Here is a 20,595-nt window from a genome sequence, read left to right on the forward strand (position 1 = left end):
AGTGATAATCTGACCCTGTGCCCACTGATGGTTCCAGACTGGCGGGCGCAGGCGAGTCCGATCACGGCGACGGGCTATTCGCCGCTCGCGCCCAGTTGGCTTAACCAGCTAATCATCGCCTCACTGCCTGGCTGGCTCAGGGTGCGTTGCGGCCAGACAAGGTAATAGGGTTTGCTCAGCGGCAGGCAAAGATCATCCACTACCACCAGATCGCCCCGTGCCAGTTCCGCCGCGATAAGGCGTCGCTGCCCCAGCAACACACCAGCTCCCGCGACGGCCGCATCAATCGCCAGCGAGGTCAGATTAAAGCTGAACGCGGGCTGCGGCAGAGGTTCGTCCATGCCTTTAGCCTGAAACCAGCTTCGCCAGTCCGGCAGAAAACGGCCTTCATTACCCCAGTCGAGGTGGATCAGCGGCGCCTGGCTTAAGATCGTTTCCGGCGTAAAGCGATGTAACAGAGCAGGACTGGCCACCGGCAGCACGTCATCATGAAACAACTTCAGCTTATCTGACTGCGGGTAACGATCCTCACCAAAGCAGATCACAAAATCGGCGGGCATCGCGGTGAAATCGACCTGAGAATGCGTACCGTGTAACGAGAGATCGATATTCGGGCAATGGTCGCGCCAGCTCGCCAACTGGGGCAACAGCCATTTGGACGCCAGCGCCGGCAATGTGTAAACCGTGAGTTTTGGCGCGCTTGCCGCATGGCGGATGTTTTGCTGACCGAGATGCAGAATATCAAACGCCTCAGTGACATAGCGCAGATACTCTTTGCCGGTTTCGGTCAGCATCACGCCGCTCTGCGTACGTAAAAACAGGGCGCTGCCGAGTTGCTCCTCCAGCTGGCGAATCTGCTGACTGACTGCCGCGGGGGTTAAGGCCAGTTGAGCGGCCGCTTTTGCCAGGCTGCCCAGTTCGGCAGCCACTTTAAATGACTGTATGACGCTGATCTTTGGCAACCTTGGCAATTGGGCAGGCATTAACTCTTCCTTATCAGGGCATTAAGTTTTTATCGTTACGCCGCGTTGCAGGCGACCGGTAGAGTAACATCACACCTGCTCATCATGAGAATTGTTGCTATGTCTGGTTCCCTTGTCCGTCTCGATCTTCATCCACTGGCCGATCATGGCTGGCGTCAACGTTGTCGTGAACAGTTAAACCAGTCCGGCGCGCTGGTACTGCGTCAATTTTTAAAACCACACGCTTTAGTGGCGATCATCGAAGAGGGCAATGCACAACGTCACCAGGCTTATCACACCCGCAGCAAGCACAATGTCTATCTGATGAAACCTGATGACGCTTTCAGTGCTGAGCATCCGCGTAACAGGGATGTGATCAGCACCAAAGGCTGTATTACGGATGACGTTATCGCTGCCGACTCGCCGCTGCGTCAGCTTTATAATGATGAGTTGTTCAAACATTTCCTGTGCGATGTACTGGGTGAAAAAGCGCTCTATCCCTATGCTGACCCGCTTTCCTCGATCAATCTGCACTATGCATCACACGGCCAGGAGCTGGGCTGGCACTTCGACAACTCCTCATTTGCCATCACCTTACTGGTGCAGAAACCGCTGGCGGGCGGCGTGTTTCAGTATGTGAAAGATCTGCGGGATGCCGATGCCGGTGAGATGAACTTTGCCGGTGTCGACGCAGTGCTGGAAGAACGCCAGACCGTTGACGCGCTGGAGATAGATGCCGGAGATCTGGTGCTGTTTCGCGGCCGTAATTCCCTGCACCGTGTGACCCCAACTGAAGGCGAGGTCACCCGTATGCTGGCCGTGCTGGCTTACAATACGCAGCCGGATATTGCGTTGTCAGAAACCGCGCGTATGACCTTTTACGGCAGACTATGACATCATGGCGTGTCTGCAAGGGCACGCCAGCCGCGCAGAAAGATTTGCTGCGTGCGGAAAGCCACCAATGCACGCCAGTCCGCATCTTCTGGCCAGAACCCCTCGACCAGTTGTTGCTTTATCACCTGGCCGCCCGCACTGGCAGGGTCGCCATAGAGGTGCAGCCAGTGATCTTCACGCACCCGCTGATGCATATCCTGACCCTCGTAAGTCCCGCATTCCACCACCAGAGGCAAAATCCGGGTGTCAGCCAGTGACGTCAGCAGATAGTGCGACAGATAGCCGGTTGCCGTTGCTGTGATTCCAGTTACACTGTCACGTCCGGCACCAGTAAACAATAAGGTCAGCCACTCACCGTAAATGACTTTGCCCCAGTCATGCGCCGGATAACGCTGCTCCGCAATAGAGAGCAGCATCGGATGCCCCCATGCGCCAGCCCCGGTATGAAGGTCAAAGCTGATGATAGTTTTCGCTACAGAGAGATGCTGGTCAACGATCGCCGCCATCGTAAGGTGTGACCAGCAGGGCTTCTCACCGCCGAAAAAAAAGCCGTCAGCAAAACTATACTGTCCGGCTTCTGTGACACGTTTAACCGCCTGCCAGCCTGCGCCCTCGAGTGCGTCGGCCAGTTGCCGATCGGCGCTTGCACGGTCGCCATGATAAATACCGTGCCACTGTGCATAATTCGGGTTAGCAGGAGGTGGCTGACTGAAATCGATAAAGTTACGGTTCAGATCAATATTGTCTTCGTTCACGCGCCGTAAATGCGCCGCGCCCCATGGATTGAGCAGATGAATCAGCAACAGCGCGGTATCAGCGGGCAACGCTTTTTCATCCAGGGTCTCGAGCCAGGCTATCTGGCAATCGGAACCATAATAGCCTTCAACGCCGTGAGTGCCGGAAACGACCAGCATCAGACGTGATGCGCTGGCCGGTCCTATCCGTGCCACGTCTGTATACAGAGCTTCTCCCAGAGGACCAGGCAGAGGATGCGGATAAGAGGTCGTCTCAGCACCTTTGCTCTGCGCCGCTGCCATAAAGCGCGCGCGCTGAACGTGGTATTCGGGCAATGCCATAGTCTTCATATTCCTGCGATTCTTCACGTTGAGCGGCTCAGGGATAAACATTGAATTTAAAATATTTTTTGGTGAGCTGGTCATAAGTCCCGTTTTTATGCATCTCCGCCAGTGCCGCGTTAATCATCTTCAGGTTTGCCTCATCTCCTTTGCGTAGCGCGATACCCACGCCATCACCAAAAATCACTTTATCCACCAGGGTCCCTTTGATGGCGTACGGCTTGCCTTCGGCTGAGGTCAGGAATCCCTGTTCAGCAGAGACCGCATTGGCCAGGCTGCCATCAAGACGCCCGGCGACCAGATCCGGATAAACTTCCATCTGGTTAGGATAGGAGATGACTTTAACGCCCTCCGGCTCCCATTTGGTTTTGGCATAGGTTTCCTGGATGGTGCCCTGTGCCACACCGATCGTCTTACCGCGCAATGAGGCAACATCGGTCGTCAGCGTGCTGGCAGCCGGTGCCAGTAAAGCACTGGGCGTGTTGTACAACATATTGCTGAAAGCCACCTGCTGACGACGCTTATCGGTCATCGACATCGCTGACAGGATGGCATCAAATTTCTTCGCCTGAAGGGCAGGGATGCTGCTATCAAAACCCATTTGCACCCACTGGCACTTCACCTTTGCCTGAACGCAGATGGCATTGCCCAGATCAACATCAAAGCCCTGCAATGATCCATCAGCCGCCTTGAATTCAAACGGTGGGAACGTAGGGTCAACGCCAAAGCGCAGGGTCTGCTGCGCCAGTGCCGCGTGACTAACTGTTGTGAGCGAAAACAGTAATGCGAGGGATAAGCTCTTTTTCATGTTTTAATTCCCGGATGCAAATGAATTTAAGCGCGACATTCAAATTTAATAACATGCGACCTGTTTTCCTGCCAGCGAATAAACCGCAATCATCCAGATTAAAATCTTATGTTATTAAGATACTGTGCAAATTATTTATACGGCGTTAATTTTTACTTAATAGTGTGCATCAAATGACTGAGCCACACCAGGGTGTGACGCAGGTTCGGGCCTGAAGCCGCAGGCGCTGGGGTTGGGATAACAAGATAAGCCCCAGCGCCAGTTTTACAGGTTATCGCGCAGCAGTGATTTATCAGGACAGTGAATTAAGTAATGCGCCTGCGTTAAACTGAATTGTCATTAGCCAGACAGTAAATATTTACCTTCCCGCGCTGCTTAAAATAAAGTTTATGGGATTTAAATCAGTTCAGATAAATTAACGATTAGCCCATCAGAATAATGTGATGGATGTGCTTATTTTCTACTGGAGAGCGCTAAACGTTCATGCAGGAAATCTATAAACGCGCGTACTTTTTCTGGCACATGACGAGTATTAGGGTAGAGCGCGTAAATTCCCTGACGGGGGAATTGATGATCGGGCAGTAGCCGTACTAATCCACCTTTATCAATCTCATCCTGTACCAGCCAGGCGGGCAGAATCGCCACGCCAGCACCGGCTAAAGCAAAAGCGAGCAAAGAAGAGGCACTGTCAGCCGTGATCATGGCAGGCTGAAATGCGCTCATCAGCACAGACTCGCCTTCGGGCGTGATCACCTGCCAGCTGAGTGGCGTCGATAAACGGCTATGCGCAATCCATTTTGCTGACGCGAGATGTGAAAGATCCCGGATAGACGCTTCATTCAGGCTGTTGAGATAACAAGGTGCAGCGACCGCCAGGATATCAAACTGATCGATAAGGCGGGCGCGATGACTGGAATCGGCAAGATGGCCAAGTCGTATCGCCACATCAAAGCGGCCGGCAATCAGGTCGTCATTTTTTGATGAAGAGACGTGATGTATGCGTAACTGCGGATGTTGGGCTGCAAAGTCAGCCAGGGCAGGGACGATAACACGCGCGCCATATTCCAGAGTGGTTGTGATCCGGAGTGTCCCGCTTAATCCAGCGTGATCACTTCTCACATCCTCTAATACGCTTTCCGCATCCTGAAGAAGCTGAAGGCAACGATGATAAAATCTTTCACCCGCATCCGTGGCTGAAACGCGTCTGGTACTCCTGATGAGGAGCGAGACACCCAGCTCCTCTTCGAGATGTTTAATATTGAAACTCACAACGGCTTTAGTTAACCCGAGTGTCTGAGCTGCACCTGTAAAACTGCCTGCCTCGACAACTGCGACAAAGATCCCCAGCCGTTGCATATTGATCATCGTGAACTCCGTTAACGACATCTCATTGTCAAAATATCTTTGACAGTGTAACAACAGAAAGTGAATTTATCCCGATAATTTAAGCACCTATACTGCGCGCCTTACGCTGATCTGTCTGGGAAAAAAATGAGCTATCGTGTGCGCGTAGCCAGTGTCTATTTGCTGGGATTTTTTATTGATCTGGTCAACATGTTTATCGCCAATGTTGCTTATCCAGAGATTGGCAGACATTTTGATGCCCCCGTTAGCCAGCTGGCATGGATCAGTAATGGCTACATCTTAGGCCTGACGCTGGTCATACCGCTCAGTAGCTGGCTGGTACGGCGCATGGGCGCAAAACGTCTGTTCATGCTCTCACTGCTTATTTTCATTGCGGGCACCTGTGGTGTGGGGGCATCAGCGTCAGTTTCTCAGCTCATCGCCTTCCGATGGATACAGGGCATCGGCGGCGGGCTGTTGATACCCATCGGTCAGACGATGACCTATGCGTTATACAGGAGCAATGAACGTGCGAAGTTATCGTCAGTCGTGATGTTAATTGCATTGCTGGCACCCGCCTTGTCGCCAGCTATTGGTGGAATAGTGGTTGAGAGCCTTAGCTGGCGCTGGGTTTTTCTTGTGAGCCTGCCGCTCGCGGTTGCGGCATTGCTGCTGGCGGGATGCTGGCTCAAAGCAGACAAACCTGCGAACTCATCTGAACCGCTGGACCTGGTGGGTTTAGTCAGTGGTTGTACCGCGCTCACGCTGATCCTTCTCGGACTGACTTACCTGGGCGATGCTGACAGGCTTTATCAGGGGGCGATGATGCTGCTTGCTGGCGTCATTACTCTGGCGGCCTATGTATGGGACGCACTTCGAAAAAGCCATCCACTCATTAACCTGCATCTGATAAAGGATCCGCTCTTACACACCGCAATGCTGATCTATCAGTTTATACCAGGCGTGTTCACCGGCGTCAGTATGATCACTATGCTATACCTGCAAAATCAATTAGGTATGCATGCCAGCATTGTCGGCGCGCTCATGCTGCCATGGTCTCTGGCTTCCTTTGCGGCAATTAGTCTGACAGGTAAGACGTTCAACCTCTGGGGACCACGCCCGCTATTTATCACCGGCTGTCTGTTTCAGGCGCTGGGTATTGGCCTGCTGGCGCTGACTGGCCAGACATCGGACACCTTAGTCTTTGTACTTGCTTTCGCCTTGATGGGATTTGGCGGCAGCCTGTGCAGCAGCACGGCCCAGAGTTCTGCTTTTATTCACATCACCGACAGCGAACTTGCTGATGCCAGCGCACTCTGGAATATCAATCGCCAGCTCAGTTTTTGTCTCGGCGTTACGCTGGTCAGCCTGCTGTTCAATCTGATTGCGAATAGCGGCATGCCTGAAGAACACGCTTATCACCTCTGTTTTGTTATAGCGGCACTCAGCGCTGTGATTCCGCTTCTGTGCTGTTTACGCATTTCAAATCAGAAGGTTATTTCTATGCTTAAAGGGGACCAAAAATGAACCGTTATTTTAAGGAAGTACTGGACGCCCACGAATTGATTCGCAACTGGCTGGGTAACAAAGAAGCACATGATGAGGTTTGTGAGGAACTTTTAGCGCGTTTTAGTCCTGCATATTCCATGGTGACACCGGGCGGTGCCTTACTGGATTTCACGACACTAAATGGGTTTTTCCGCACTCAGCGCGGTGCACGTCCAGGTTTAGCGATTGATATCTGCGACATGCAGATGGTTGCTGAGAGTGAAGGAAATGCCACTGTGGTATATAAGGAGTTGCAGCAGCTTCCGGCTCAGGAGGCCACGCTGCGGTTTTCTACGGTTGTGTTCGAGGTAAATGATGCTGGCAAGGTTTTGTGGCGACATCTGCACGAGACTTCGTTGCCGCAGTGATAGAGGCTGACGATTCGCAGTGTGTCAGGGCGCGACGGGTTGAGAGCAACAGCGTGCAGGCTGAACCGCGTTTCTTAAACCAGCGATGATCGCCGCTGTCTATCCTGAACCGATCGCCGTGAGAGATACAGTGGTGGTGAGGCGACGGCTTTATTGATCGTGAAAATTCATCACCAGAGGCCGTCATACTCATACAAGGGGCTTCAGCAGGTTGTCTGAAGCGCCCGGATAAGGTTAGATTAGAGCTTTAGCCTCTATGTTACCGCCGCGCCTTAAGTGCGCATAATCTATCTTATGTTAAATAACATATCGCACATGTACTCAGGTAGCCTAAGTAATCTCAATTCACCCTCCTTCGGATTTTCACTTCAGACACAGGAGGATGTATCGCAACTAATCTGCAAGATTATTTATTGGATGATTACTACGGACGGCACGCTCTGACGTGTACGGGAGCACCCTGCTCAGCGAGAGCTTCCCGACGCCTCCTGTTCAGAGCACAGCGTGATAATATCCCGCGAACCATGTAGCAGCCTCTCTATACGGACTTCGGTGTCCAGCACCCTGAACACGATGAGATAGCGCCCGTAAGTACAACTTCTGACGCTCTGTCCCAGTTCCGGTCTTTCTTTGTAGATAACCGGCGACTCGGCTATCAGCAAGCATTGCTGGTATAGTTCTTCCGTAAAGCTCACCGCGCGCACCGGGTTATCCTGCGCGATATAATCACCGATGGCCTCCATATCCTGTTCTGCCAGAGGCGAAATACCCAGTTTCATTACGCTTTACCACCTTCGGCCTGCCGCCGATATTTTTGCGACAGGCGACCAAATACCTCTTCCGCGTTTTTGCTTTCGCCGCTGTTTATACCTGCGCTGACCGCTGTTTGCAGAGCATCAAGTTTCATCTGCTGCTCCCGTTCTTCCAGTGCCCTGAGGCCCGCACGGATCACTTCACTGGTGTTGTTATATCGCCCGCTTTCAATCTGTTCGCGGATGAACGCTTCGAAATAAGGACTGAGTGCTACGCTGGTTGGCATGATTCCTCTCCCGCTGAATTACTATCAGTTATTAACTGTTAGTATTTCAGAGTTACTCTTCTCTATCAACTTTCGGCTTAACACCCTTCCACAGGTTTGCCAGATGTTTACCTGCGTGTAACTTTGCGTTGACCAACCTCGCGACCTTATAGCATCGCCAGTATCCTGCGCAGATCTTTGCCTCTTTCCCGCATTTGTGTTGTCATCCCGTGACGGAACGCTGACCTGTAAACTAAAAACCCCAACAATTTAGCTGGGGTTATGATGGGTCGTTACTCTTTCGCTATTGGCGTCTCGCTCACATCAATCTTCGTTTCACCCTGAATGCCCTTAATGCGTTTCTCAACGTCATTAACCTGCTCGCTGCTGTGCAGCAAGGTGTAAGTCAGATCAAATGCCGTACTGGCACCCGGTTGCAGTTGCTTCACGCGTTTTTGTTCACGTTCAATGGTGACCGGATAGGCGTAACTGGTACCAGGTTCGATACCGGTCACGTAGCCCTGTTTCAGGGTGTCGGTATTTTTCCATAAGGTCAGCATCGGGAGTTGACGTGTATCGAACTGAATGGATGCGCCGCTGTTGCCCGCTTTATTTATCACCGCAGCAATGGTCTGATGATTGCTGTCTGAAAGCGGCTTGATGTTGAACACCATCTCATCGAAGTCTTTGGTCGGACCTTTATAGGTCTGCCACTCTTTTAACCCGGCTTTCGCGTAGTCGTTGAACGGGCTGATGCCGGACATCGGCGCCAGGAAGCGTGCGCCCTCTTCCAGAATCGGTTTGCCGAAATTGCTGTGATAGATGATCTGGTAATCGTGCGGATAGTCGGCGTGGTTGGTTAACACATCATGCAGGCTGAAACTGTTGCTGCCTGGCACATAACGCAGCTCGGTCATGGTCTGCAAATCAGCTTTCTTAAAGGTGCTCTCTTTAATCAGGCCGCGAATACGGATTTCGTGTGGTGCCGCATCGGCCACTTCAACTTCCAGCTGAGAAACCGGCGTATTCCCCGCTTTACCGTGCAGCGTATAGATTCGGCCTTCATCGGTGACCGGATGACCCGTCCATTCGTAGCCGCAGCGCACCATCATCTCGTTGAAACCGTCCAGCCAACCCAGACCGTTGCGGCTCTCAAGGTTGATGTAGGCAGGATTGACGACCTCTTTAACCGGTGAATCCCAGCCCATGCGGGTGCCAAAGCCTTCAACACGCAGTAAGTTCATGCCACGTGTCGGGCTTAGCGTAATCGTCAGGCCATCCTCGCTGCGGATCGTCAGTATTTTACTGCCTTCCTGCTTGCCGCCATGCAGGACTTTCTGTTCGATGCTGAACGGTTTGCCCTGAGACTTCAGCTCACTGCTGGAAATCTTCCAGTTTCCCTGCTCGGTGCCCTGTTCAGCACTCGTCAGCACCCAGGTTTTCGCCGCTGCAGAGCCTGAAACCAGCACTGCCAGTACCGTTAACGCCAGTTTAATTTTCATCCTTCACCCCATTGGCTGAATCGTTTTTTCATTCCGTAAGGGAAATTTACTTAATGGGACTGAAGATAAACGTGATGATGCTCACCTGTTGGGAAAAGGCTGCGACTCAGACCTATTATTGTGGGCCAAATCACAGTGATTACAGGCCAGAGAGGAATAACTACAGCGGATCAGGTGAAATTTGCTGACATTAGCTTTATTCGATTCAGCTCAAAAAGAGGGATCTGATAAAAGATGGCGGATGAAGCGCTATTTAAAAAATAATTTAAAAAAAATCTTCAAACGCGCAACTTATTCCATTTTTAAACGAACCTGTTATCAGGGACGTCAGACAACTCCGTCTGTTCGTCAATGGAGAGAGTAAAGCCAATGAAAAACACCCTGAAAAACCTGGCCGTCGCTACGCTGCTGGCACTGAGTGTTCCGGCAACATCTGCTTTTGCAGCGTTACAGGTCGGTGAAAAAGCGCCGGACTTTAAACTGGAAGCCGCGCTTGCCGGTAAATCGACCACCTTCTCATTGCAACAGGCGCTGCAGAAAGGCCCGGTTGTCCTCTACTTCTTCCCTGCTGCTTTCAGTGCAGGCTGTACGCTGGAAGCACACGATTTTGCTGAAGCGACCGATGAATTTAAAAAGCAGGGTGCGACCGTCATTGGCGTGACCGCGGGCAATACCGATCAGATTGCGAAATTCTCGCAGCTTGAATGCCGTGACAAATTTACCGTCGCAGCCGATCCCGGTGCCAAAGTGGCGGCAGAATATAAGAGCACTATGGAGATGAAAGGTCAGAAGCTTTCAGACCGTACCTCTTACGTGATTGCGCCCGATGGCAAAATCCTGCTGAGCTTCACCGATAAAAATCCTGATACGCATATCCAGAAAGCGATGGATGCCGTTAAAAAATACCGTCAGGCCAATCCGGCATAACTTAATCTTCAGAGCAGGTACATCATGCTGACTGCGATTGCAGCCGCCTTCCTGGGCGGCATTATTCTGAACCTCATGCCCTGCGTGTTTCCGGTGATCTCACTGAAAGCACTGAGCCTGATCCGCCATCACGAATCACCTTCCCACGCCAGAGCCGAAGGACTGGCCTTTCTGCTGGGCGTAGTCGTGACGATGGTCGCTCTGACCGCAGTTCTGTTGCTGGCCAGGGCGGGCGGTGCATCGGTGGGCTGGGGATTCCAGCTGCAATCGCCGCTGGTCATCGCCGCGCTGATTCTGGTGATGCTTGGGTCGGCGCTGAACCTGCTCGGTCTGTTTGAAGTAGGATTATCGGTTCAGCGGGTTGGCGAAGTGGGAGGCGATCGCGGTGGTTTAGTCGGTTCAGCTCTGACTGGCGCGCTGGCCATCATTGTCGCAACTCCCTGCAGCGCGCCCTTTATGGCCAGCGCGGTAGGCTATGCGCTTACCCAGCCTCCACTGATCAGTCTGGTGATCTTTATTTCACTGGCGCTGGGCTTTGCTGCGCCCTTCACCCTCATCTCATTCTTCCCGGTGCTGGCGCGAATTTTGCCAAAACCGGGTGCATGGATGATCACGTTAAAGCAGGGGCTGGCGTTTCCCATGCTGGGCGCGGTGGGCTGGCTGATCTGGGTACTTGAACGTCAGGCGGGTTCGGCGGCGCTGGCTGCCATTCTGGCCTGCTGTTTACTGTTTAGTTTCGCTGCCTGGCTGTATGGCTTGGCGCAGAAACGCCGTATGATGGGACAGCGTCATTGGGTGCTGCATGTGGCGACCGCATTCTTCCTGGCGCTGGTCGTAGTGCCGTTACTGAACCTGAACAGGTTTGCCGAGGCTCCGGCTGAAACGGCAACCGCCTCACAGGCTGCCGCCGCTGTGGCGTGGTCGCCCCAGAACGTTGATGCCATCAAAAGTCAGGGCAAGCCAATACTGGTGAACTTTACCGCATCATGGTGTATTACCTGCCAGGTTAACGATCGTACTTCGCTTTCGACGCAGGCGGTAAAAGCGGCGATGGCGCGAACCAACACCATTTATATGGTCGCGGATTCCACCAAATACAATCCCGATGTTGAACAGGCACTGAGCGATTTCGGACGCGGTGGATTACCGCTCTATGTGGTCTATCCGGCTGACGGCGGTAAACCTGAGGTACTGCCGCAGGTGCTGACGCCTGGCATTGTGATTTCAGCGCTGGATCAGGCAACAGAAAAAGGAAATAAATCCTGAGATTACTGATGAAACGATTGCCTGGCGCGTGGTCAGGGCGCGGCGACAGCATGCTGAACTGCTGATGATCGATGCCAGAAACTGATCAACGCGCACAGCAGTGGCCAGCATTAATGGCCCGGGCGCAGGCGGGTGACAGAGCTGCCTATAACCAGTTACTGAAAGCGATGGTTCCGGCCATCCGGGCATTGGTATGCAAAAAAATCCGTGATGAGGGACTGGTTGAGGATGTCATTCAGGAGACATTGCTGGCGATTCATCGGGTGCGGCATACTTACGATCCGCAGCGTCCGATACTCCCCTGGGTTGCTGCCATCGCCTCTGCCCGGGCCATAGATGCGCTGCGCGATCGCGGCCGTCGCCAGGAAGTACAGGATGAGGAAGAGCTGCAACGGCAACCCGCTGCAAGTGCAGAGTCCTCAGCCGATACGGATATCCTCTCCGGTTATCTGGATAACCTTCCGCTGCGCCAGCGGGAGATCGTCGAATCCGTGCATCTGCGCGAGCAGAGCCTGGCGCAGGCAGCAGCTGAAACTAATCAGTCGCTCTCTGCGGTTAAATCTCTGTTGCATCGCGCAATGGTCAACCTTCGTAAATATGGACGGGGTCATCATGAGAAATCATGACCAGTTAATTAATCAGCTCAGCGCGTCTGCCCAGCCGGTGCAGCGCGTCTGGCCCACCGCCTGGCGCGTTGCGGGCTGGATTGCCCTTGCCCTGCCCTGTGGCGCGCTGACCAGCTGGGCATTTCACAGCCGTTTCACTGACTGGTCGCAGCCTGGCGCGTTTTTCGCGCTGGTTGCCCTGCTGCTGTCACTCATCATCGCGGGCAGCACGCTGGCGGCAGCCTTTACGCTGAGTATTGCAGGCAGAAAACCGATCAGCCTGCGCTGGCCGCTGCTGATGGCGATGATGTGGCTGGTTCTGAATCTGATCAATATGTCATCTTCAGCACCGCCATCGGGCGCGAACCGGTTGGGTGAAGGGATGCACTGCTATCTGTTTATGCTGTCGGCCAGTGTCCCGATGATGCTGATGTCCGTGTTCGCCCTGCAGCGCACCCGATCCCTCTATCCGGCGCGCAGTCTGGCGCTGAGCGGCTGCGGCAGTGCGTTTACCTCATCGATGCTGCTGTCGTTGTGCCATGATACCCATCTGCACGCCATCGATTTTTCTATGCATCTGGCTGCGGGCATCACCATCGTGGCGCTGACGGTGCTGGCAGGCCGCCGCTGGGTCAGGCTGGGAGAGTAATGGCACGCCGCTTCCGTTCCTCCTGAAGATGACTCCGCGCCCCGCTCAATCAAATTCTGTCAGGAGCGCGGATTGGGTAATTTTATGCATTCTCCCCCGCGCGGCTACGGCCCAGATCCAGGGTCAGAGAGACCGCACCGACGATCAGCATCAGCGCCATAATCAGTGAAAACGAGAAAGCAAGATGTGTGTAATGCGCCACGTAGCCAATCACGGCTGGCCCGCTCAGGACCCCCAGATAGCCCAGAGTAGTAATGGCAGGCACGGCGACCGCCTGCGGCATCACCGTCTGACGTCCGGCGGCGGAGAACATTACCGGTACGATATTGGCGCAGCCTGCGCCGACCAGGGTGTAGCCCAGCAACGCCAGCGGCCAGGAGTCGATAAATGTCACCATTGCCATGCCAGCCGCGGCAACCAGCGCGCCGCCCAGCACAACCGGTAAACGTCCCAGCGATGAGATAATCCGATCCCCGGTCAGACGCGCCACGGTCATCGCAATGGCAAAGCAGGTATAGCCCAGTCCGCCCAGTGATGCCGGAATGGCCCGGACGTCGGTCAGATAGACAGCACTCCAGTCCAGCACGGTGCCTTCGGTCAGGAAGACGGCAAAGCAGATGATGCCGATAATCAGTACGCTGCCGCGCGGAACAGCAAACACCGGGCCTTCAGCGGGGTTCGCGTAGGTCAGTAAGCCCGATGCGCTGACCAGCGTCATGATAATCACCGCCGCGACCGCCAGCAAACAGCCGGTCAGCACGGTAAATCCCATCGCCAGCAGCAGCGTCATAAAGCCCGCGCCGGCAATGCCGCCCACGCTATACATGCCGTGAAAGCCTGACATGACTGGCTTTTCCGCCTGCTTCTCCACCAGGATCGCCTGGATGTTCATGGCGCAGTCGGTTACTCCGATGCCGACGCCAAAAACCAGCAACGCCAGCGCCAGCAACAGCGGGTTGCTCAGCACCGATAGCCATGGCGTACTGATGATGACCAGCGCGACAGCGACCAGAATCACCCGGCGGCAGCCAAAGCGGCTGGTCAGCCAGCCCGTCACCGGCATCGCAATCAGCGCGCCGACGCCAAGACAAAGCAGCAAGGTGCCGAGTTGCGCCTCATTAACGCCGGTATTGCCGCGGGCGAAGGGCACAATCACCGCCCAGGTCGCGGTTATAAATCCGGCTATAAAAAAGATGATGCGTGTTGCCAGCGTGGAAGAGACGTTATTAGCCATTGCATTCCTTTCAGGGATGTCGGGGAGAGCTGACAGGACCGAGAGATCGCTATTGACTCCCTGCCCGGCAGTGAACGATTATGCTCACTATAGCTCGATTGTGAATATTTTGAGGTTTATATGCTCGATTATGCAGCTTTCCCGCAGCAGCGACAAGCGCTGATTCGTGAGATATTGCAGGACAAAGGACGGGTGGTCTGCGCTGACCTGGCACGGCAATTGGCTGTATCAGAGCACACTATCCGCCGCGATCTCCATGAACTCAGTAAAGAGGGTTTATGTAAAAAGGTCTATGGCGGTGCGGTGTTACAGCTTCAGGAGGCGGGCAGCTTTGTCAGCCGGAAAGCTCACGATCACGCAGCAAAAGCCCTGATCGCGCAGCGCTGTGCCAGCCTGGTGAAAGCCAATAGCTGCATCTTTATTGATGCCGGTACAACCAATCTGGCGCTGGCACAGGCGCTATCACCAGATTTGAATATCACCGTCGTCACCAATGCACCCGATATTGCTGCGCTACTGATCAACCATCCTGCTGCGGAGGTGATTATGCTGGGCGGGCAGATACAGAAGAGCACCGGCGGCGCGGTCGGGCAAACCGCGATCAACCAGATCCAGGGGATTCTGTTTGATCAGGCGTTTATTGGCGGCTGTGCCATGAGTCCGGAGGCCGGTCTGACCGGTTTTAACTATGCGGATTGCGAATTCAAGAAAGTTGCCATGGCGCAAAGCAATCAGGTCATTGTCGGGCTGACAGCGGATAAAATCCCTGCCGTAGCGCGATTCAGCGTGGCGAAATGCCGTGAAATTTCAACGCTCGTCGTGGAAGAGAAGCTCGATAAAGAACTGCTTGAGGCGTTTGAAGCGGAAGAGATGACGCTTATTACTGTCTGATACGGGGTGATTAAATAAATCGTGTCGCAGACGAACCCGATGAACGCACCCTGCCCTGGCTGTGCTAATGGTCGACAAATCCGCACCCGATGCTGCCAAATCCCAGGCTTTGGCGTAGGCTGAAAGCTGGCTGGTTTCACTACACAGGAGATCACGATGCAAAATGAAATGACAGCACAATGCCACTGTGGCGCGGTGGCGTACCGGGTGACGCTGAAGGATGGATTTAATACGGTGCGCCGCTGCAACTGCTCGTTTTGCCGGATGCGCGGCGCGGTGGTGGTATTTGCGACAAAAGTGGAGCTGACCCGCGGTGAAGCGCAGCTCACAGAGTATCGTTTCAACAGCAAAGAGGTGGGCCACTACTTCTGTTCCGTTTGCGGCATTTACACCTTTCATCAGAGCCGCTCACAGCCCGATCAGTTCGGGGTGAATGTCGCCTGCCTTGAGGGGATTTCGCCGTTTGATTTCACCGATGTCCCGGTATCCGATGGTATCAATCATCCAAAAGATGGCGGCGCGGGCGGTGTAGCCGGTCATCTGATCTACACCCCCACGCAATCCTGAACGATCGCAGGCTGAACTACTCCCGTGTGGGCTTGCCACTGAAGCGGGTAATCGGCTTCTGCTCTTCACGGTCAATCTGTTGTGAGAAGACTTCAAGCGCCGCGAAGATGGGGCGAAGTCCGCGCCACAGATCCTCATCATTGAGTAACCGGATAATGCCGCGGATGCCCGGCGCGGCTTTATCCTGACGGGCCTCATCGCGCGCTGGTTTAACGGCCATCGCGGCATCGCGAACGGCCAACAGCAGATGATTAAACCGTTCTGGCGGCACGCTGCCCAGCGTCATCATCAGTAGCGAGAGATTCTGCAGCGCGTTCTGCGTACCCGGCTGATTAAGGCCCGAAACCAGGATTTTCCCCACCTCGCTATTTGATTTAACCAGGTCGTTCGCCAGCCGCAGAAAACCGTGCTGGTGAAGATTTTCGATTAGCTCATCCATCGCCTCCCGGGCGGTCGGCTCGGTAGGTGTCGGCGGGACCTGATATTTCATCCGTTCTGCCATTAGAATTTCTCCGGTTTTTCGACATGTTCAGGCGGTTCCCGATAGCCAGCCTGCTGCCATTTTTGCTCTATCGGCAGGTGATCCAGCGGCGTACGACTGCCGTGACGGAAGTTGTGTAGTGGCACCGGATTAGGCTGCGACCGGCGATCAACGCGCTTCATATTTACGGCAATCTCTTTATAAGCCGGTGTGTTGACGTCGGGATCATGATGTTCGCCGGTCAGGGCGTTGACGCCATCTTTGCCATGATGAATCGGCATAAACAGTACGTTTCCTGCCACACGCTCAGTGATCACAACAGGCACATCCAGCGATCCGCGCCGCGAGGTAATGCGTACCCACTCTCCTTCGTTCAGCGCGCGCTCGGCGGCCAGCTCCGGTGAGATCTCAACAAAGGCATTAGGCGACAGCGACATCATGCGGCCACCCTGCCCGGTCTGATTCATCGACTGGAAATGCTCCAGCATCCGGCCATTATTCAGCAGCAGATTATACTGTGAATCCTCCTGCTCGGCGGGCGGCTGCCAGCTCAGCGGATAGAGTCGCGCTTTGCCATCCGGGAAATTAAACCGTTCCGTGTAGAGTCGCGGCGTGCTTTCGCCTGCGGCGCTGACGGGCCAGAGCTGGGACTGCCAGCCGACCAGTTGCTCATAGCTGACACCCGCGAAAATCTCTGCGATGCCTGCCGCTTCCGCCATAATCGCGCCTGGGTTCGGGTAATGCCACGGATGACCGAGACGGGCGGCGAGATCGGTAAAGATCTCCCAGTCGGGCCGACAATCACCCAGCGGCTTCATGGCGGGTGAAAAGTGCTGTATCCGCCGCTCGGTGTTCACAAACGTGCCCTCTTTCTCCACGCTGGGCGCACCGGGCAGCACCACATCGGCAAATTCGGCAGTGCGTGACATGAAAATGTCCTGTACCACCATAAATTCCAGCTTGCTGAAGGCGGCATGCACCGAAGTGGCATCGGCATCCGCAAACGCCGTCTCTTCTCCGGTGATATACATTGCACGAATCTTGCCTTCACCGGCCTGCTGCACCATTTTGAAATTATCTGCACCAGGCTGATCGGAAAGCGCTTCAGGTGAGACGCCCCAGGCGTGCGCCCATTTTTCGCGCACCGCTGGGTCAGTGACTTTTTCATAGCCGGGATAGAGATTACTGAGGCAGCCAAAGTCGCTGGCGCCCTGTACGTTGTTGTGTCCGCGCATCGGATAACCGCCGGTGCCAGGCCGGCCATAGTTGCCGGTGACCAGCAGCAGGTTCGACAGCGCCGTACTGGTGTCTGCCCCGTGGCTGTGCTGGGTAATTCCCATCGCCCACAACACACAGGCGCTGCCCGCCTGGCCGATCATTTCCGCTGCTTCAATCAGTTCTGATTCACTCAGTCCACATGTCTCACTGGCAAAGGCCAGCGTAAAGGGAGCGAGTGAGGCGCGGTACTCATCAACCTGGTTGACCCGCTGGGCCAGAAAAGCCTCATCCGCATAACCGTGATCGAACATATATTTTGCCATCGCCGAGGCCCAGACCAGGTCAGTACCCGGTCGGATGCGCAGATAGCAGTCAGCACGTTCCGCCATTTCATGACGGCGCGGATCAACGACCAGCAGTTTCTGACCGCGATGTTTGTGGCTCTGTTTGATGTGTGAAGCAATCACCGGATGGTTCTCAGCAAGGTTGCTGCCGACCAGCACGATCAAATCGGTCTGTTGCAGATCCTCAATCGTCCCGGCATCTCCGCCGTAGCCCACCGTGCGGAACAGCCCTTCTGTGGCCGGGTTCTGACAATAACGCGAGGAGTTATCAACGTTGTTGGTGCCGAAAATTAAACGGGCGATTTTTTGGGTAAGATAGGCTTCTTCATTGCTGGCCTTGCTGGAGCCGATAAAGCCAATCGCATCGCCTCCATAATTCTGAGCGATACCCTGTAATCCTTCGGCTACCCGCTGCAAAGCTTCATCCCAGCTGGCAGGCCGGAAGTGGCCATTCTCGCGGATCAACGGCGTAGTCAGGCGCTCAGGGCTGTTGACGAAGTCCCAGCCGAACTTACCTTTAACGCAGGTCGAGATGCCGTTGGCCGGGGCTTCGGCGACCGGCTGAACTTTCAGGATATGGCGGTCGCGGGTCCAGATCTCAAAGCTGCAGCCCACACCGCAATAGGTGCAAACGGTTTTGGTGCGTTTGATCTCCGACTGGCGCAGCGCCACATCGATTTTCGAAACGCCGGTAATCGGCTCCATGCCGATGCTGTTTTCCAGCGTTTTAACAAAGTCGATCAGCGGACGCTTCAGCCCTTCATCCATCGCGGTAAAGGGGCCTGCGTCTGGCTGCATGGTTTTTTCGAGCAGCGCATTGCACGGGCAAACTGTGACGCAATGTCCGCAGCTGACGCAGCTGGAACCGGCGATTTCCGTTCCGCCATCCCAGAGCACGCGAGGATGTGCCTGGGTGTAGTCAATCGAAAGTGTTTCGTTGACCTCGACATTCTGACACGCTTCGACACAGCGACCGCATAAGATGCACTGGTCAGGATCGTAGGTGTAAAACGGATTGGAATGATCTTTTGCGTAGGGCTTGGGCTCATGAGGATAGTACTGAATCGGAATGTGCATATCTGCCACGGCATTATGCAGCGTGCAGTCGCCGGTGTTGTGCTCACAGACGGTACAGTAAAGCTCATGACGATTGAGCAGCCGATCCATTCCCTCCTGCTGCGCGGCCTTAAGCGCACTGCCTTCACTCTGCACCTCCAGCCCCTCTTCAGTGCGGAGCGTGCAGCCGCGAACCCGCTCGCCGTTGGCATCTACCCAGCAGACATCACAACTTTGCAGCGGCGGCAACGCCGGGTGGTAACAGATATGAGGTAGTTTTTTCCCTTGAGCATCCAGAAAATCGATTAGCGGTTGATCAGCTAACCCTTTTAACCGTTCACCATTGTAGATAATGGTGCAGTAATTTTGGCTCATATAAGCCTCATGACGACATTGCGACGAGCTACCGAATGGAAAATCTCCCTCTATTTAAAGGGTTGCTTCACAAGCTTAGTGAGGATTAGCAGCCACGCCATGAATACCGCTACGCTTATCAAGGTTACTTGATGACAGATAAGGCTTTTTTAAATGTAATGACTTCTTACCGGCTAAATACGGGTCAGGTTTTACCCGGCAGATCGTCAGAATCTGGCACAGAGGCTTCGCGTTGATAAGCATTGGCCGCACAATGGTGAAGTTGAGGGTTAATAACCAAGCACAATGTATGTTGTAACTATATAATCAACTATATTCTTTCGCTATAAGACGCAGGGTAAAGATCGGCACGCTTATCAATCCGTCGTTTTGCCCTCAGGCAAATTAATTATCAGGACCGCCGTGAGTTAACAGACTACTTCCAAATTAATTACGCACCGCCACTAACTTATTCCAGTACATATCAGGCTGAAACGATTTAATCTGGATAACGGGTTTATGGATTATTTTAGCTATTAAACGGGACTATTCTCCTGCCCGTGAGTGAGCGAACAATTTATGGCATAGCTATGTCGATCAAATGACAGTTATCAGCATTGACGGCCAGAACAGTGGCGCTCCACCCCAGAGTTGACGCTCACATTTTAGTCATACCTATCAGCCATTTATCTTAATTTTAACAAGCTGATAATTATAAGATGATAATGATAACTGTTATGGTAATATCCTGTTAACCCTGCCCGATACTTTCTCATCAGGGCCTCTTTACGCGTCATGCTTAATTAAATTATCAGTAAATACCTGGCTGAAATGAGGTCCCTATGAATCCCATCGTTTATATCGTTGACGACGACGCTGCTGTGACTGCTGCACTGCGTAATCTGCTCACTGCCGACGATTACACGGTTATCTCTTTTTCATCGGCTGATGATTTCCTGGCTCACGCTTTTACTCCCCTTCCCTGTTGCCTGATTCTGGATATTAATCTGCCTGGTGCAGATGGATTTGATGTCGCACAGGCATTGATCGATCGTGGCTACGCCATTCCCACTATTTTCTTAACCGGCTTCGGGACTATTCCGGTCACGGTGCGGGCGATGAAAACCGGTGCTTATGAGTTTCTGACTAAACCTGTCGATCCCGATCGTATTTTGCAGGCGGTTGCAGAAGCCTTACAGATCGCCGGGCAGAATATGGCCTCTTCCGAGGAGCGAAGGGAGATACTGGAGCGACATCAGACCCTGACGCCGCGTGAAAGCGAGGTCATGCTGCTGGCGATTAGCGGCCTGCTGAATAAGCAGATCGCCGCCGAAATGGGCGTCAGTGAGATCACGGCAAAAGTTCACAAGCGGCGGGTGATGGAGAAGATGAAGGCACGGTCGCTCACCGATCTGGTGCGGGCGGCAGAGCGGCTCAATATTGATCATACCCGACGCCGCTAAGGCCAGGCAGACACCTGGCC

At 53.9% G+C, this 20,595-nt stretch carries 20 protein-coding genes; 10 read left to right on the forward strand and 10 right to left on the reverse strand.

Translation table 11 applies throughout. The features are described from left to right. Window positions 1-74: 74 nt before the first annotated feature. Complete coding sequence (locus AC6I8B_RS20340) at window positions 75-983, reverse strand: LysR substrate-binding domain-containing protein (protein ID WP_033760408.1); 909 nt, start codon at window positions 981-983, stop codon at window positions 75-77. Window positions 984-1,082: 99 nt separating this feature from the next. On the opposite strand from AC6I8B_RS20340, the gene AC6I8B_RS20345 reads away from it, so the two are divergent. Next, the gene (locus AC6I8B_RS20345; protein ID WP_061703469.1) at window positions 1,083-1,856 is read left to right on the forward strand and encodes a HalD/BesD family halogenase; all 774 of its coding nucleotides are present in this window, start codon (window positions 1,083-1,085) and stop codon (window positions 1,854-1,856) included. A gap of 2 nt (window positions 1,857-1,858) precedes the next feature. On the opposite strand, the gene AC6I8B_RS20350 is transcribed toward AC6I8B_RS20345, so the two are convergent. The 3 genes from AC6I8B_RS20350 to AC6I8B_RS20360 form a co-directional block, all read right to left on the reverse strand. Further along, window positions 1,859-2,932: a DUF2817 domain-containing protein gene (locus AC6I8B_RS20350; RefSeq protein ID WP_157353090.1), complete on the reverse strand. Its 1,074-nt coding sequence runs from the start codon at window positions 2,930-2,932 to the stop codon at window positions 1,859-1,861. A 37-nt stretch (window positions 2,933-2,969) separates the two neighbouring features. Further along, on the reverse strand, window positions 2,970-3,740 hold the full coding sequence (locus tag AC6I8B_RS20355; protein ID WP_157353089.1) for a transporter substrate-binding domain-containing protein: 771 nt from the start codon (window positions 3,738-3,740) through the stop codon (window positions 2,970-2,972). Window positions 3,741-4,193: 453 nt separating this feature from the next. Next, window positions 4,194-5,105, reverse strand: coding sequence for a LysR family transcriptional regulator (locus AC6I8B_RS20360; protein ID WP_157353087.1), 912 nt, complete (start codon window positions 5,103-5,105; stop codon window positions 4,194-4,196). Window positions 5,106-5,231: 126 nt separating this feature from the next. Between AC6I8B_RS20360 and AC6I8B_RS20365 the strand changes: the two genes are divergently transcribed. Together AC6I8B_RS20365 and AC6I8B_RS20370 are read left to right on the forward strand one after the other, a co-directional pair. Then, the gene (locus AC6I8B_RS20365) at window positions 5,232-6,611 is read left to right on the forward strand and encodes an MFS transporter (RefSeq protein ID WP_497816508.1); all 1,380 of its coding nucleotides are present in this window, start codon (window positions 5,232-5,234) and stop codon (window positions 6,609-6,611) included. Then, window positions 6,608-7,000 carry a DUF4440 domain-containing protein gene (locus tag AC6I8B_RS20370; protein ID WP_157353083.1) on the forward strand — a complete coding sequence of 131 codons (393 nt, stop codon included), beginning with the start codon at window positions 6,608-6,610 and terminating at the stop codon, window positions 6,998-7,000. Before AC6I8B_RS20365 ends, AC6I8B_RS20370 begins: the two co-directional genes overlap by 4 nt. A gap of 464 nt (window positions 7,001-7,464) precedes the next feature. On the opposite strand, the gene AC6I8B_RS20375 is transcribed toward AC6I8B_RS20370, so the two are convergent. The 3 genes from AC6I8B_RS20375 to AC6I8B_RS20385 all read right to left on the reverse strand — a co-directional run bounded on the left by AC6I8B_RS20375 (window position 7,465) and on the right by AC6I8B_RS20385 (window position 9,520). After that, window positions 7,465-7,779 (reverse strand): type II toxin-antitoxin system RelE/ParE family toxin, encoded by a 315-nt coding sequence (locus tag AC6I8B_RS20375; RefSeq protein WP_157353081.1) that lies wholly within the window; start codon window positions 7,777-7,779, stop codon window positions 7,465-7,467. Beyond that, a complete protein-coding gene (locus AC6I8B_RS20380; RefSeq protein WP_010670343.1) occupies window positions 7,779-8,039 on the reverse strand; it encodes a type II toxin-antitoxin system ParD family antitoxin in 261 nt (86 codons plus the stop codon). Before AC6I8B_RS20380 ends, AC6I8B_RS20375 begins: the two co-directional genes overlap by 1 nt. A 272-nt stretch (window positions 8,040-8,311) precedes the next feature. After that, window positions 8,312-9,520, reverse strand: a complete 1,209-nt coding sequence (locus AC6I8B_RS20385; RefSeq protein ID WP_157353080.1) for an aldose 1-epimerase family protein — start codon at window positions 9,518-9,520, stop codon at window positions 8,312-8,314. Window positions 9,521-9,889: 369 nt separating this feature from the next. Between AC6I8B_RS20385 and AC6I8B_RS20390 the strand changes: the two genes are divergently transcribed. From AC6I8B_RS20390 to AC6I8B_RS20405, 4 genes are all read left to right on the forward strand, one after another. Then, window positions 9,890-10,447 (forward strand): peroxiredoxin, encoded by a 558-nt coding sequence (locus tag AC6I8B_RS20390; protein WP_010247149.1) that lies wholly within the window; start codon window positions 9,890-9,892, stop codon window positions 10,445-10,447. 24 nt (window positions 10,448-10,471) lie between these two features. Next, window positions 10,472-11,713 (forward strand): protein-disulfide reductase DsbD family protein, encoded by a 1,242-nt coding sequence (locus tag AC6I8B_RS20395; protein WP_157353078.1) that lies wholly within the window; start codon window positions 10,472-10,474, stop codon window positions 11,711-11,713. 71 nt (window positions 11,714-11,784) lie between these two features. Then, entirely contained in the window at window positions 11,785-12,339 is a 555-nt protein-coding gene (locus AC6I8B_RS20400) for a sigma-70 family RNA polymerase sigma factor (protein WP_157353076.1), read from the forward strand. After that, entirely contained in the window at window positions 12,326-12,967 is a 642-nt protein-coding gene (locus tag AC6I8B_RS20405; RefSeq protein WP_010247152.1) for an NrsF family protein, read from the forward strand. Before AC6I8B_RS20400 ends, AC6I8B_RS20405 begins: the two co-directional genes overlap by 14 nt. Before the next feature lie 82 nt (window positions 12,968-13,049). Here AC6I8B_RS20405 and AC6I8B_RS20410 read toward each other — a convergent pair whose 3' ends face one another. Beyond that, on the reverse strand, window positions 13,050-14,201 hold the full coding sequence (locus tag AC6I8B_RS20410; RefSeq protein WP_157353074.1) for an MFS transporter: 1,152 nt from the start codon (window positions 14,199-14,201) through the stop codon (window positions 13,050-13,052). 120 nt (window positions 14,202-14,321) lie between these two features. Between AC6I8B_RS20410 and AC6I8B_RS20415 the strand changes: the two genes are divergently transcribed. Further along, on the forward strand, window positions 14,322-15,092 hold the full coding sequence (locus AC6I8B_RS20415; protein ID WP_033780218.1) for a DeoR/GlpR family DNA-binding transcription regulator: 771 nt from the start codon (window positions 14,322-14,324) through the stop codon (window positions 15,090-15,092). Between the two features lie 156 nt (window positions 15,093-15,248). Then, window positions 15,249-15,659: a GFA family protein gene (locus AC6I8B_RS20420; RefSeq protein WP_157353072.1), complete on the forward strand. Its 411-nt coding sequence runs from the start codon at window positions 15,249-15,251 to the stop codon at window positions 15,657-15,659. 16 nt (window positions 15,660-15,675) lie between these two features. On the opposite strand, the gene AC6I8B_RS20425 is transcribed toward AC6I8B_RS20420, so the two are convergent. Both AC6I8B_RS20425 and fdhF read right to left on the reverse strand, forming a co-directional pair. Then, window positions 15,676-16,161: a helical membrane plugin domain-containing protein gene (locus AC6I8B_RS20425; protein WP_022624305.1), complete on the reverse strand. Its 486-nt coding sequence runs from the start codon at window positions 16,159-16,161 to the stop codon at window positions 15,676-15,678. Continuing rightward, window positions 16,161-19,133 carry a formate dehydrogenase subunit alpha gene (fdhF, locus tag AC6I8B_RS20430; protein ID WP_157353070.1) on the reverse strand — a complete coding sequence of 991 codons (2,973 nt, stop codon included), beginning with the start codon at window positions 19,131-19,133 and terminating at the stop codon, window positions 16,161-16,163. The genes AC6I8B_RS20425 and fdhF overlap by 1 nt, the downstream gene beginning before the upstream one ends. An 821-nt stretch (window positions 19,134-19,954) precedes the next feature. Between fdhF and AC6I8B_RS20435 the strand changes: the two genes are divergently transcribed. Then, complete coding sequence (locus tag AC6I8B_RS20435; protein ID WP_033760375.1) at window positions 19,955-20,575, forward strand: response regulator transcription factor; 621 nt, start codon at window positions 19,955-19,957, stop codon at window positions 20,573-20,575. The last annotated feature ends 20 nt before the right edge of the window (window positions 20,576-20,595 follow it).

The sequence above is a fragment of the Pantoea sp. X-Soil-ISGK-285 genome, from assembly GCF_059730815.1.